Annotated in this window: 10 protein-coding genes; 1 reads left to right on the top strand and 9 read right to left on the bottom strand. The window is 72.1% G+C overall.

Annotated features, from left to right (window positions below):
- Positions 1-16: 16 nt before the first annotated feature.
- From OG798_RS47595 to OG798_RS47635, 9 genes are read right to left on the bottom strand one after another with little or no spacing between them, the layout of a single operon-like run.
- Positions 17-2,638 carry an ATP/GTP-binding protein gene (locus OG798_RS47595; RefSeq protein WP_328759228.1) on the bottom strand — a complete coding sequence of 874 codons (2,622 nt, stop codon included), beginning with the start codon at positions 2,636-2,638 and terminating at the stop codon, positions 17-19.
- A complete protein-coding gene (locus OG798_RS47600; RefSeq protein ID WP_328759229.1) occupies positions 2,614-3,243 on the bottom strand; it encodes a hypothetical protein in 630 nt (209 codons plus the stop codon). Before OG798_RS47600 ends, OG798_RS47595 begins: the two co-directional genes overlap by 25 nt.
- 8 nt (positions 3,244-3,251) lie before the next feature.
- Positions 3,252-4,403 carry a C40 family peptidase gene (locus OG798_RS47605; protein WP_328759230.1) on the bottom strand — a complete coding sequence of 384 codons (1,152 nt, stop codon included), beginning with the start codon at positions 4,401-4,403 and terminating at the stop codon, positions 3,252-3,254.
- Complete coding sequence (locus OG798_RS47610) at positions 4,400-7,168, bottom strand: hypothetical protein (protein WP_328759231.1); 2,769 nt, start codon at positions 7,166-7,168, stop codon at positions 4,400-4,402. The genes OG798_RS47605 and OG798_RS47610 overlap by 4 nt, the downstream gene beginning before the upstream one ends.
- A 3-nt stretch (positions 7,169-7,171) precedes the next feature.
- A complete protein-coding gene (locus OG798_RS47615; protein ID WP_328759232.1) occupies positions 7,172-7,528 on the bottom strand; it encodes a hypothetical protein in 357 nt (118 codons plus the stop codon).
- Positions 7,525-10,209 carry an ATP-binding protein gene (locus tag OG798_RS47620; protein ID WP_328759233.1) on the bottom strand — a complete coding sequence of 895 codons (2,685 nt, stop codon included), beginning with the start codon at positions 10,207-10,209 and terminating at the stop codon, positions 7,525-7,527. The genes OG798_RS47615 and OG798_RS47620 overlap by 4 nt, the downstream gene beginning before the upstream one ends.
- Entirely contained in the window at positions 10,206-10,799 is a 594-nt protein-coding gene (locus tag OG798_RS47625; RefSeq protein WP_328759234.1) for a hypothetical protein, read from the bottom strand. Before OG798_RS47625 ends, OG798_RS47620 begins: the two co-directional genes overlap by 4 nt.
- Positions 10,796-11,137, bottom strand: coding sequence for a hypothetical protein (locus OG798_RS47630; RefSeq protein ID WP_266647304.1), 342 nt, complete (start codon positions 11,135-11,137; stop codon positions 10,796-10,798). The genes OG798_RS47625 and OG798_RS47630 overlap by 4 nt, the downstream gene beginning before the upstream one ends.
- Positions 11,134-12,069, bottom strand: coding sequence for a conjugal transfer protein (locus OG798_RS47635; protein WP_328759235.1), 936 nt, complete (start codon positions 12,067-12,069; stop codon positions 11,134-11,136). The genes OG798_RS47630 and OG798_RS47635 overlap by 4 nt, the downstream gene beginning before the upstream one ends.
- Before the next feature lie 719 nt (positions 12,070-12,788).
- Here OG798_RS47635 and OG798_RS47640 point away from each other — a divergent pair.
- The gene (locus OG798_RS47640; RefSeq protein ID WP_328759236.1) at positions 12,789-14,219 is read left to right on the top strand and encodes a hypothetical protein; all 1,431 of its coding nucleotides are present in this window, start codon (positions 12,789-12,791) and stop codon (positions 14,217-14,219) included.

A 14,219-nucleotide genomic window follows, 5' to 3' on the forward strand; every position in this document is an offset into this window, starting at 1 on the left:
GAGAGCGGGGTGGTGGTCACTGGTATCCGTTCGACTTGTTCAGGCGCGCTGGCGCGCTGGCGGGGGTGTGCTGGGCGAGGAAGGCGGTCACGCGGCCGAGTTGGCCGGCCGCGCGGGCGGTGAGCTGATCGAGGGGAAGCGCGCTGGCGCTGGCCCGGGCGGCGTGTTCGAGCGCGGCGACTTTGCCGGGGCGGGCCTGGTCGGCGAACACCTCGTCGAGATGGGGTCCGGTGAGGCGCAGCGGTCCGATACGGCGGCCGCGGACGGTCAGTGACACGTAGTGCTCGAAGCGGTCCAGGACGGCGACCTGGGCGGGGGTGGGGCTGTCGCCCCACTCGGCGGTGATGGGCGCGATGGCTGATGTGGAGCCGGCCGTGCTGGCCAGCGTGGAGGCGTTCTGGGTCAGCGACAGGCGCACTGGGGCCGGGAGGCGGGCGAGGAGCTGTGTCATGCCGTGGACGGTGGCCTTGTACTTGCGGAAGTCCTCGAACATCGACGCGATGGTTTCCGGGGCTGCGCCGGTCAGGGTGATCAGTTCGTCGAAGTACAGCCGGAAGGGCACCCGGTCGTTCTCGGGGGTGTCGCGGCGCGAGCGCACCGCGCGTAATAGGTCCCGGGCGAGCAGGGCGGTCAGCAGCCGGTCGGTGGGCCCGTTCCCGGCCGGGCACACCCACACGATCATCCGGTGGTCCATCGCGGCGCGGGCGTTGTGGACGCCGGCACCCTGGCCGAGGAAGGCTCGGGTGACGGGGTTGGCAGCCAGTCGGGCGAGGGGGTTGAGGACGACGGCGAAGGCGTCGGCGGGCAGGGCCGGGAATACGGTCTTCCACCAGGAGCGGTTCTCTTCGTCGAGTCGGTCGGCGGTGGCGGCGAGTGCTGCAGCGCGGAAGTCGGGGTCGGTGAGCAGGGCCCGCGTGTGAAAGACCGTGGCCTGGTCCTCGGGGCGGCCTGCCTGGCAGGTGGCCTGGTTGACGGCGACGAGCACCGACAGTGCGGCCGTGAGGATGGTGATCGCGCGGGGTGCGTTCGCGTCGTCCCATCCCAGGGCGGCGGCGAAGGCATCGGTGAGGGCCTCGACGACCTCGTGCGGGGCCGGTCCGTGCTGCATGCCCAGTGGATTCCACGAACTGACCTTGGGCGCTGGGCCGTTGGCGTTGAGGTCGATCAGCGCGATCCGGTCCATGAGGTGGTCGTGGGCGAGGAACGGCGCGGCGCGCGGCCAGGAGTCGCGGTGCGGATCGAGGAACATCAGCCCGCCACCGGTGTGGGCCCAGCCGATGGCCTGGGCGAGGGCGCGTTCGGTTTTGCCGCCGCCCGCCTTGCCTACGGCGCACTCGAAGAGGGTCTCGGCCGCGTAGGTGGCCACCATGCGACGGCGCCCGTCCGGGCCCCGGTAGAGGCCCTGCAACAACAACTCGGGGTCACCGAAGGTGAATGACGGCAGGTCACCGGCGAGCAGCGGCAGCCGGCAGTGCACGGTCGGCGGCTTGAGCAGACCGGTGAGCTCTTCCAGCCGGACCCAGTTGGCCCGCGGCGGCTGGCAGTACCCATGCCTCCAGCGCCGCTCGAAAGCACGGCGGCTGGGCCAGTGATCGGCGCCCAGCCGCCACGGACCCACTCGCAGCCCGCGCATCGCCCACCGGGAGCGCCCGCCGAACACGTCCAGAGCGGCCTGGAGTTGCGCGAGCCGGGCCTGAGCGCGGCCTTCCATCCTGGACGCGCACATGATCAGCAGCTGCACCCGCACCAGGTGGTCGTCCTCGGCGAGCTTGCCCAGCGCCTCGGCCCGGTCCACCCGGCGCGGCACCGGCGGCATGACCAGCCGCCGCCCGGCGGCCCCGCCCTGTCTGCCGCTGACGAGCTGCTGCAGATGCCAGCCGAGCGAGTCCTCGAACCCCGCTGCGTCGCGCCGCACCCAGCGGGCAGCACGCGCGGTCTCGCGCCGCTCCGCGCTCCGCGCGGCCTGCATCAGCTGCAGACGGCGCGCCCGCAGCGCCCACTTCGGGGCCCGCTGAATGTCCAGGCGGACTTCGGCGAGGTCACCGAGATCAGCCCGCAGATCGGACACCGCGTCCACGAGGGGCTGCAGCGGGTCCGGATCCAGCGGCACCTCACGCAGCGGAGCGGTGGGCCGGCCCCGCAGGATGAACTCCGCCCGCACGGTGTGCTCGCGCGGCGCGTCGGTGATCGGCCGGGCCCGGCTGACGGTGACATCCGGGCCGAACGGCGTGATGGACAGCAGACGCTGCGCACCGGCCGGCCCTTCGATCCGGTAGCGGAGCGGGCTGGAGCCGTCGGCGCGCAGCCTGATCTGCACCGCCTTCGACCTTCGCGGCGCCCACCAGGGCATGCTGGTGGAGGCGCGGGCCAGCTGCACCCCGCAGCGGAAGATCTCCTCCAGGCCCGGGTCGAAGTGCCGGGACGCGGCGAGTTCGAGCGCCATCCGCTGGGCCGACGCCTTCAGCGCCAGCCGCTGTACGACGATCTCGCCCACCCCCCAGACCAGGGCAAGGGCCAGCACGAACAGATACCAGTGGCCGGTGAGCCATCCGGCGCCGTGGGCAAGCGTGGTGAGCAGGCCGGGCACCTGCCCGGACGCCGTCTCAGCGGCGTTCAGGTACGGGGCAGCGGAGTCCACGTGGGTGATCCCTTCCTTGTGGTGTGGGTGAAGCGCCAGTCGGTGATGCGGCCGTCGGTATAGGTGCCGCCGCGGTCGGCCCCGGCCCACACCAGGTGGACCACGGCCCGGCCGCCTCCGCTGTCGCGGCGGGCGATCGCGGCCTGGATGCGGAACCGGGCGAACGCCGGTGCCAGCGCCCGGCCTTCGGCGGTGAAGACCGTGGGCCACCTCCCGCGGCCGGCGCCGGTGGCGTCCGCCCGCAGCAGGGACCGGCCCATCGCCAGCAGCTGCCGCGCATCACCCGGCGGGAGATCCGCGGGCCAGGCAGCGTCCAGTGCCTCCTGAATAGCGAGGTCGCCTGCCACGCCTTCGCCGTGCGGCGGCAGCGCGGACACGGCAGCGCCCCCGGTGGGATTGCTTGCTGCGTGGGCCGGCGCGGGCACGTCGTTCGCCGCAGAGCCTTTGGCAGGGGAGGCCGCCGGAGAGCGCGGCACCGGTGCTGAGGAGCCCGGCGCCTTCGGCGAGCCCGACGGCTCCCGGGCTTGGGGGACGGCCAGCAGACCCAGCCCGCACACGGCCAGCAGGATGGTGGCGATGGCCAGAATGCGAGGTGAGCGCGGCATGGAAGTAGTCACAGCAATCGGGCCCCTCCCGCGTAGCCGGACATCGCATCGACCGCGTCCAGACGGACCAGGGTGCCCGGGCGGGCGGCGTTGACCATCCGGCCGCTGCCGACGTAGATGCCGACGTGGTAGATCGTGGAATCCCGGCCTGGGGCGTAGGCGTAGAAGACGAGGTCACCGGGCTTGAGGGCGCTCTTGCCGAGGCCGGCAGGAATCCGCCGGCCAACGGAGGCCTGGGCGGCCGCGGTGCGCGGCAGGCTGATGCTGGCCTTGGCGTACGCGTACACGGTCAGCCCCGAGCAGTCGAAGCCCTTGATGCCCGCGCCGCTCTTCCCACTCGGCGAGCAACAGATCCCGTACGACTTCCCGCTCGCGTTGCCTCCACCCCACGAGTACGGGACACCCCGCTGGGAGAGCGCCGCCTCGAGGACGGCGCGGACCCTCCCGGACACGTTCTTCAGATCCGGGTCCTTGGCGGCCGCCGTGTACTGGTCGATCCAGCCCAGCACATTCGAGAGGTACTCGGTGGAGTGGTTGTACTGCAGGATCGCCGCCTCCAGCTGAGACCGCTTCGCCAGGTCGCGGCCGTTGCCACAGAGGTAGACGGCGGCGCCGAGGGCGGCGTCGTCGGCGTTGTGCGGGTCAGCGGTCTTGTCACCGTTCGCGTCCTTGCCAATCGACACCCAGGTGGAGGGGAGGAACTGGAAGGGGCCGACCGCGCGTTCACCGCTGGCGGTGCCGTCCCACCTGCCGTTGTCGGTGTCCGGGAAGGCACTGGTGTTGCCGCCCGCGCCGGAGCCGTTGAGCAGTACGCCGTAGATGCGCGGGCGGATGTCGCCGTTGCCGGCGATGGTGCGGCCGATGGCGTGGTTGGACTCGACCTTGGCGATCCCGGCAAGGATGGGCCAGCGCATGCCGCGGCACCGGGGCACATACCGGCCGACGAGCTGGACGGCCTTCTTGTAGGCGGTGAGCATGCGCGGCGGGATGTCCGCGGCCGTGCCGCCCTCGGCGATCCCACCATCGTCTCTCGCGGCGCTCTGCAGCGCGACGACCGCGCTGATCGCTCCGGAAATGGGCGCGGCGCAGCACACGACGGCGAACAGCAGCATCACGGTCAGGCAGCCCCACTTGGCCTTCCGGCCACGGCGGCGGATCACGAGCCGTCACCGTCCTCGGGCTCTGCAGGGGCCAGCCAGTCGACCTCGGCCCCCATGCGCCGCGCCTCCTCATAGGCCCGCGCCCGCCGCGCCTGCTCCTGCTCCTGGCGGAGCCTTTCGGCATCGGGCGCGGTACGCCGCAGCAGCTCCTGGAACCGGGCCTGTGCCTGGCTGCGCGTGTTGTCGCTGATTCTCCCCGGAGCGGTGGGCCGCGGGGCCGGGGAAGCCGGCGCGCCGGGCGACGCGGAGGCCTGGCCCGTACCGCCTGCGGGTCCACCGGACCGGGGCAGCCTGGGAGGTGAGGACGGCCCTGGGGGTGACGAAGGGCTGGGGGGCGATGAAGGGCCGGGCGGGAACGGTGGCCTGGGTGGCGGCGGTTGGGTACGGACGGCAGGGGTGTTGTTGCGGCGGATCAGCCGTCCGGCGTCTCCCCAGGCGTGAAGGTCCTGGCGGACGGTGTTGCCCCATACCTGCACTTGCTGGCGGGCGTCCTGGGAGTAGCGCGAGCCGCCTGTCCGCGTCGCGCGGACGGTGGCCGGCAGGCCGACCGTCGCTCCGTAGGCGACGCGGCCGCCGCGGTGCAGGAGGCGGTAACCGCGGAAGCGGACGAGCCGGTTGTGCGCGCGGGTGGACAGCAGGGTGCGGTCGGTGTTCTGGTCGTGCAGCACCTGCCCCGAGTTGCGGTCGACGACCTGGCCGTCCTCGTTGCGGTACCGGTCGGGCGGGCCGCCGGGCCTGAGCGACCCGCCGCTGCCTGAACCGCCCGGTCCGCCCCCGGACGGTCCGCCCCCGCCCGGTCCGCCTCCGGACGCGCCGCCCGTGTGTGGGTCGCCGTCGGCGGTGGGCTTGCGCCACTTGAGGAGCTTGTCTCTGTCGGGCCGCCGGCCGATGAGCAGCCAGTGCGCCCCCTTTGCGCCGAGCCGTGTTCCGAGTCCGCCGACGGCCGCAGCGGCAGTCAGCGATGCAAGCCCGCGTCCGGCTTCGGCCGTGGCGTCGGCGAGCAGCCCCCCGGTGTCCACCGGCATGCCCGCGCCGTCGACCAGAGAGCCGAGGGCGCCCATCAGCCGCTGCCGGGTGCCGAGCATCCCGAACCGGCCACCACCTCCGGTGAAGGCGCGCAGCCCGCCGCCGTAGCCGCCCATCGCTGCGGGGGAGTTCATGGCGAGGGCGGCGCCGAGCTCGGAGGTGTCGCCGGGCATGTGGGTGCCGCCCACCTTGGCGTAGCGCATCCGCATGGCCATGCGCCGGCCGAAGGAGGTGATGCCGGTCAGCAGCCTGCGGTGCCCGGCCGCACCGGCGATGGCCAGCACGTCGATCAGCAGGATCCGCTCGACCACCAGGTCGGGGCCATTGGTGACGGTGGCGTCGACGGCGATGCCGAAGAACGGCACGAACGCGCAGATCCCGACCAGCGCGAGGATCGAGATGCCCCACAGGGACAGCCACTTCCACACCGACTGGCGGGCAGGCCCGGGCAGCATCCCGGCGATGAAGGTGACACCGCCGGCGGCCGCGGCGGCGACGCAGATGCCCTGGGTGCCGAGCAGGACGATCGCGCTCGACAGCAGCATGCCGCAGATGAACAGCACGGCGATGAGCAGCAGTCCGGCGCCGCTGACCCGCCACCAGGTGGGCTTCTCTGCGTAGGCGGCACATGCCTTGCCGACCGGGCCGGCCCGCTTCATGTCGGCCAGGAAGGAGGAGAACTCGCGGTCTTCGTCGGTGACGATGGCGTTGGAGGCGTCCAGTAGTTCGCCCCCGGGGGTGAGAGCTGGAAGAGTGCCGCTTCCGCTGGGGACATCGCTGGTGGAGCGCTCGCAGTACTTCTTCGCCTCCCCCTTGATCAGCCGGCAGGCATCGTTCTTGGCGCCCTTGCCCTTGTTCTGCGCGCTCGCCTTGTACCCGCCGGTGATCCACTTCAGGTGGACCGCATACGCCGTCCGGTCGGCGGCCTTGGCGGGGTCGAGGATGCGCCCGTATTCCAGCAGCATGTAGGGCTTGACGATCAGCGCGTTGGTGATCGAGTCCTGGATCGGGCGGGCCACCTCCGCCGCGGAGACGGGGCCTTCGTACTCCTGTTGAAGGCATTTGAGCTCCTGGTTGCCGGCCATGCCGTCGCACGGGCCGCGGCTGGCGAGTTTCCCGCCCCAGTCGTAGGAGTTGACGCTCTGCTGGGCCACCTCGGCGGCCACCTGCTGGGCCTGGCTCAGCGGGCCGTCCTGGGTGAGCAGGTAGTCGGGGCGGACGAACGCGGACGCGGCGAGCGCCCCGATGAGCAGGGTCAGGAAGATCTCGCCCAGACCGCGGCCGACACGGCCGCGCACAATCATGAAACACGCGAACACGAACGCCCAGGCCAGCAGTAGCCCCTTCAGCCCGAGCGTGTCGACGACCACGTGGGTGTAGGAGTCGGCGACCTTCTGCGCCGGCTGGATGAGGATCTTCAGCAGCGGGAAGCGGAAGGCCAGCTCGATGGCCCACCCGGCCAAGCCGACCAGCAGCCGGATCAGGGTGAATAGGCCGGACAGGGCGAACGCGAGCGCCTGGGACCTGAAGGCGACGATGGAGCCGCCTTCGGCGTTCAGCTCGTAGCCGTTGATAGGCACCCCCTCGGAGGAGGTGATGTTCAGCGGTGAGAGCAGGTCACCGGTCTCACTGCTGCTGCTCGCCGCATACACGACCTGGCTGTTGACCATGACGAACACGCTGGTGAGCAGCAGGACGAAGCCGGCCGAGTGGAGGGTGCCGCGGTCTGGGCGCCACATGTGTCAGCGCCGCCCTTGCCCAGCGGTACTCCGGCGCCGCCAGATGACGAGGGCGGCTATCCCCGCGCCGGCCGTTCCCAGCCGCCACACCGCCCCGGCGGCACCGTGGTGTCCGGTGGGGGCGGAGTTCGTGGTGCCGCGCTCGCAGTACTCCTTGGCGGGCCCCACGATCCGGTCGCACGGGTTCTGGTGGCCGGAGTGGGTGTCGGTGGCGAAGGCCTGGCCGGTGTGCGGCCACCACGGCTCCGGCATGTTCGTCCCGAGGGCCAGGACGAGCACGCCGACGGCGACGGCGATCACCATGAGGATGCTGGCGGTCGCGGTGATGTGCCGGGAGCGGTCCCAGGAAGAGGTGGTCATGAGATGTGCTCCTTGGGGCGCGCATCCACGGCCTCACCGGCAACAGGTACGGAGGGCGGGGCGGCGCTCGTGCGGCGTCCTGGCGTGGTGGTGATGGAGGAGGAGATCCGCTCGATGCGGGGGATGACGACCTTGATGCGGCCGGTGTTCTGCCGTGGGCACGCGATGAGGAACTCGCCTTCGCGGCCGCGTTGTCCGACAGGGGACAGGCCGGTGGTCACCAGCCGTAGCAGCTCGGGGTCGTTCGGGTCGAGACCGAGGAACTCCAGTCCGCGGCGGGCGCGTTCGCGGTCGGCGGTGCGGGCGAGCGCCCGGTAGGCCATCAGGCCGCGGTCGGGGCCGAGTTCGGCGGCGTCGTGCGAGCCCGCCAGGAGCCCTGCGCCGTGTTTGCGTCCGTCGTGGAGGATCTCGTGGACCAGGGCGGTGCCCTCGGCGGACGAGGTCAGCCAGTACAGTTCGTCCGTGACCACCTGGGTGAACCGCTCGGGGTCTTCGAACGCGGTCTGCCGGGCGAGTGCGGCGATCAGATAGAGCACTGCGCGGCCGATGAGCGCTTCCAGCGGCTGCTGGTGCAGGACCTCGGGCTTGTCGAACGCGGCCTTCGGGGGCAGCTTCAGCCCGGTCGTGGTGATCACGATCATGTCGGTGGTGCTGGAGGCGTCCAGCCGTACCGGCGGCAGCGCCGGGTCGAACACCATACGGGCCAGGGAATTGGTGGCGACGACGCGGATGAGGCCGGCGAGGGTGGCGGCCGCGTCCTGCCGCTTGCCCGCCTCGCTCGTGGCCATCCTCTCCAGGACCTCGAGGACGCGGTGCATGGAAGGGGCGTCGCTGGCGGCGGCCTGCTCGACGGCATGGTGGAGGACCTCGCCGCTGGTGCTCATCGGACCGATGCCGAGCTGCAGGGTCAGGTAGGACAGGGCGTAGTGGCGGCCTTCGGGGCCGTCGAACATGCGCAGCGGGTCGATGGACACCTCGGCCTGGGCGGCGTCGATGATCTGGACGCGGCCCTTGGCCGCGGTGCGGGCGAAGGTGGCCCACTCGCGGACCGGGGTGCGGTCGATGCAGATCGCGCAGCCGCCGCGCGCCCACACCGCCTCCGCGATCAGCTTCTGCATCACGCTCTTGCCCGCACCGAGATCCCCGACGATCCCCATCGACGCGGACGCATCCACCTTGGGCGCGTCCGCCACGTTGATCATCACCGGGCGGGTTGTGCCGCTGTCCAGGTCGATACCGAGGAACATCCCGTTCGGGTCGCCGACCTCCGCGGTGGTGAAGGCCCCGGAAAGCGCCCAGTCCTCGCTGATCTGGTGCTGCGTGAACTCCCGCACCACACCGGGCCGTACGGTGCCGGGCAGCCCGAGGGTGAACAAGGCCTCCTGCAGCCCGGCCGGACGCACGGCCCGGTAGTCGGCGCCGCCGAGCAGGGCGGCCAGGGCCCGGGTGCGGGCGTCGCAGACTGCGGCGGTCGGCCCCCACACGGTCAGGACCGTCACCGACTGGACCTCGACCTCCACGCTGGTGCGCGACAGGCGTGCGTCCAGCTCTCCCAGGTCGCGGGCGGCGTCGGTCAGGGAGACGGGCATGCCGGTGGGGCGGGCGTCGTATTGGTCAGCCTGGTCGATCAGCTCGTTCTTCTTGCGCCGCACCTGATCGCGGGCCTTCTCCGCCGGTACCAAGGCGAGGTCGACGGTGTAGTCGACGGGAAAGTCGAGCATCTCCAGCTGCGCGAACAGATCCGCGGCATCCTGGCTGACCGCGGGCGGGCACTCGGCCAGCGCCAACTGCGCCTGGTAGCCAACTCCTGTGCCCGTTTCGACTTGCAGCCAGCGCCGCCCCAGCGGCGAACCGGTGTTCAGCCGCCACCAGGCCTTGCGACCCGACCGCGTGATCCGGCCCGCGCTCTTGAGCTCGTCGACGTCGTCGAGCCCGGGGTCGATGCCGCCTTCCTGCAGGCGGACCTGGCCGAGGTCGGCGTAGCTGGGGGAGCGCAGCACGCCCTCCCGGATCTGCCCGCCGTACAGCTCGCTGGTCTCGGCCTCGGCCAGCAGGGGCTCCGGCAGCCCGCGGTGGAGGGCGTGCTGGATCATCCACACGACCTCCGCCGGGCGGGCCGGGCGGAAGGCGACGCCGCCGGCGAGCGCGGCTTCCACCCGGGAGGCCCGCTCGCGGTAGGCGCTCACCTCGCGTCGTACCACGGGGGCGGCCCGCATGCCCAGCATCGGCGCGACGTCCGCCCACACCGCGCCGAGCGACGCGGTCACCTGCCCGCCGGCGGCGTCGTTTTGCAGCGGCACCGCCAGCCAGAGCGTGCGGCGGTGCATCTCCTGCTCGCCCAGCAGGTCCAGGGTGGCCTCGACGTTCTCCACCCACGGATGCGTACTGCCGGGGGGCTGGTCGCCGGGCTCGATGCCCTCGATCATGCGCAGGGCGATCTCGCCCGGGTCGACCTGTGCGCACAGCCCGAACAGGCGCGGCGCCCCCGTCAGGGAACGGATCAAGTGCGTGATCTTCGCGAGTTGCTCGTCGCGGACCGCGGCCGGGACGTAGGTGCCCTGGACGGTCTCCTCGCGGCGGCCGCGCGCATCCGGTCCGGGGTGCAGCCGGTAGAGCGCCCACACGCTGCCGTGCGTCGACCAGACCAGGTGCCCTGCGATGTGACGGATCGGCACCCTCATCGCACACCCCCCTGCTGGGCGAGCGCGAGCAGCTGCTGCACACCGGACACCGGCCGCACCGGCGCTGCGGGAGCAGCCGGCGCCGGGCGCCGACGAGCGGACGGGCGCGGTGCTGCCGTGCTCCGGTGCGGTGTCCGGCGGGCAGGCCACTCCGGGGCGCGGGCGGGTGCGGCCGCGACGGTGGGGGCGAGCACTGCGGTGGGGGCGAGCGCCTCCTCGAGAGTGAAGCCGCCAAGCAGCGCGTGGGGCGCGCGGTCGCGGGCGGCCCTGCCGCCGATCCGCCCGCCGCGCGGCTGCCAGCCGAGCAGCACCCAGCCCAACGCGGCCTGCATCGGAGCGCGGCCGTTGATCTTCGCCCGGCGTACCGCCCAGACCGCCAGTAGCCAGGCCGCGATCGGGACGGGGCCCATCCACGACCACCAGCTGATGGACTTGACCAGAAGGAAGCCGCCACCGACGGCTACCGCGATCTGCGCAGGGGTGTACGGGCCGAGGGGAATCTTCCAGTCGGCGACCTTGCCCAGTACCCAGGGGTGGCGGCGGGCGGAGGTGTAAAAGCGTCCCATCCGCACCGGGGCGGCGGCGCTCACAGCCAGCCTCCCGCGCCGGCGGAGTGGTCACGTACGAGGGGATCGGTACTGCGCACGATCCCGGGGATTGCGGGTGCGCCCTTGGCCGGGTTCTTCACCTCGTCGGTGAACATGTTCGCCAGGTCGTTACGCGAGTTGTACAGGCCCAGCGCGATCACCATCAGGAGCAGGGCGCCGATCCCGGCCTTGAGGCTGAACTTCTGGATCATGATGACGACCACGAGGCAGACCAGACCGGCCTGCAGGCCCTTGGTCGCCCACTCCTTGAACATGTTGATCCACGAGTTGCCGAGGTCGTTGAGCTGCCCCGCGAGCATCAGGCTGTGCACCGTGTTCACCGGACACCCCCGTCCTGGGCGGTCCCGGACTCCAGCGCCGCGACTTCCCACCGGCCCGAACGGGCCTTGAGCGTGAGCTCGTACCCCAGCGGCCAGCGACCGCCGGAGTCCCGGGCTTCCACCTGGACGAGGACACGCACCGCCGTGCCGTCGGCCGGCACCTTCCCGGCGGCCGCGGCCTCCTCGACGGCGGACACCCGCTGCACCGCGACCGCCGTGTACGGGGCGGGGGAGACGGGTGACAGCTTCACCCCGGGTGCGAGGTAGCGGTCCACCTCCCCGGCCCCCGTCAGGTACGCGCCGAAGAACTCGCCGACTGCCAAGGACAGATCGCCGTCGGACGGCACGCTCACGCCGTACGGCGACTTGCCCACCCCGGCGCGCGCCGGGCCGGCCACCGCCCCGGGGGCGCCGGTCACCGTGAACGAGGCGCCGCTCGCGTCGGCGGTCACGGGGACGACGAAGTAGCGCAGCCGTCCGTCGGCGTACTGCGCAGCCACGGTCACCGACCACTCGCCGTCCTCGCGCTGCGCACTGCGCACGGCGGTCACCGCCGCCGGGTCCGGCTGCGCACTGGCGACCGGGTCCGGCAGATCGACGTCCGGCGCGAGGGACTGCGCAAGCCGCGCCTGCGCACTGTTCGCGTCGTCGGCGCTGCTGCGCAACCACGCGTCGACGAACACCTGCGCATAGCCCGCAGGGTCGGCCGCAGCGGCCGCGCTGCGCACGGTGGCCGGCTTGTCCGAGGGGGCGGCCGCGACGGTGGTCGGGCCGGACATCACCGCGATGCCCAGGGCGACGGGGCCGGCCGCGATCGCGGTGAACAGGGCCAGGCGCGACAGGCGGACGCGCCGTCTCATCTTCTCCAGCCGGGCGCCTGCGGCCATCGGGGGAGCCGCGTCGCTCTCCGAGGCCTGCTTGCCAGGGGACATGGTCAAACTCCCAGGTCAGTACGTGTACTTGCTGACCTTGAGACAACCCGCCGACCCCGACCCGACCACCGACCATGAGACCCCGACCACGGTCACGATGGGGACACAAAGCCCGTGGTCGGGGTCATGGTCGGCCCGACCACAGCCCCGACCATGGCCCCAGACGGCGAGCGGGCACGCCTGAACCGAGCACCGCCGTGAAGGCGGTGGGGACGGGGAACTGGCCCAGCGGGCCCAGGGGAAACACAGGGAGATGCGGCCGAAGGATCGGTCCCGCGCCGGCTCCAGGAAGGAGGCCGTGGAAGGCCCGGTTGCGCACGACTTGGCCGAGTGCGCAGACCAACGTCGACGGCGCCTTCCCCGCTGTGCGCAGTCGGCTGCACATGCCGAATGCGCAGGACCCGGAATCGTTGCGCAGCCGACTGCGCAATGAGCGCCCCTGCCGCTGCGCAACCGCGACTGCGCATCCTTCGGCTGACACCGGGAAAGGCCCGTGGTCGGCCCGACCATCAGCCCGACCATGCCAGCCCAGTGCGCATGTTGCCGGATCGTGACCGGTGGTCGGGGGCTGTGGCCGTCAGCCTGGTCGGGGGCGCCGGGTGAGCTGACGGAATGGATCTCGCCCACGTCACCTCACACAGCGGTCCCGGCCACCTCGCTCCCGCACGTCCGCTCCAGGGCATCGGCGGCCGCGCGTACACGGCGCGCGAGGAAGCACGATGAGCCGCTTCGGGGCGGGAATCCGACGTGGGGTGATGGCGGCGGACCAGTACACCCAGATCGCCAACGCCCTGTTCCGCGACCCCAAGATCTCCTTCAAGGCGAAGGGAACCTTCGGCTGCATCAGCACCCACCGTGTCGGCTGGCACGTGACGGTCGCCGACCTCGTGCGCGCCGGACCCGACGGACGCGACGCCGTGCGCGGCGGCCTGAGCGAACTGCAGCGGCACGGCTATCTCATCCGCGAACAGTTGAGGCACGACGACGGGATCCTCGGCGAGGTCGTGTACTCGATCACGGACCGTCCCGCTCCCGTCGACGCCGACCTTGCCGCGGCGGCTGGTTCGGCGTTCGCCTCCCCGCCGGCGGGTGAGGCGCCGCCCGGCTTCGGGGCGGGGATCCGTCGTGGGGTGATGGCGGCGGACCAGTTCACCCAGATCGCCAACGCCCTGTTCCGCGACCCCAAGATCTCCTTCAAGGCGAAGGGAATCTTCGGGCTCATCAGCACGCACCGGGACGGCTGGCGGATGAGCGTCACGGACCTGGTGCGCTGCAGCCGCGACGGCGAGGCGGCCGTCAAGAGCGGCCTCAAGGAGCTGGAGAAGCACAGCTTCCTGCTCCGGGAACGTGAGCGCCGCCCCGACGGCGCTCTCGGCGCGGCCGCGTACTTCATCACCGATCTGCCCAGCCTGCAAAACAGCAGGTCGCAACCGATGTCGGGTTTTCCACCGGTGGATAACCCGACGTCGGTTAATCGCCCCACTAAGAACACCAACAGAAAGAAGACCAACAAGCAGAAGACCAGCACCGTCCCTCCGTGCGACCGCAGCGACATCGCGCGCACACCCGAAGGGACGGACCAGCCCGACACACCAGCGTCCCCGCCGACTGCGCTCCCGGCGGACGAGATGCATCCGGGGATCCAGCTGCTGCTCGAGATCGGAGCGAGCCGTCCGAACCTCCTGCTGACCGGCAAGGTGCTGACCGACCAGGGCCGCGTGGCCACGGTGATGCTGGAGTCCGGCTGGAGCAGCGAGCAGCTGCGCCACGTCATCACCGACCGGCCCCTGCCGCACCTGGTGCGCACCTCGGTCGGCGCGATCATTGCCGCCCGGCTCCGCGCCGCCCAGGCCTACCCGCCACCCGCCACCGCAGCAGACCACCACGATCCGCCCCCGTGGGACGAGCCGTACGCGTCGGCGACAACCGAGCGATCATCGATGGGGGCCGCCGCCCGCAGCGTGCCCGAGGCCCTGACCTACCGGGCCCTCGTCGAGTGCGCCGGCTGCGGCGTGCCCGCAACCGCCCCCGGCGAAGACCTCTGCCCGGCCTGCCTCGGCTGGCCGCTGTGCCGCACCTGCCCGGGCCCGACGCCCCGGCGGGCCCACCCCGACGGCGACGGCCGCTGCAGGACGTGCGCCTCCGCCTGA

Origin of the sequence: Streptomyces sp. NBC_00271, assembly GCF_036178845.1 — a bacterium.
GTDB lineage: Bacteria > Actinomycetota > Actinomycetes > Streptomycetales > Streptomycetaceae > Streptomyces.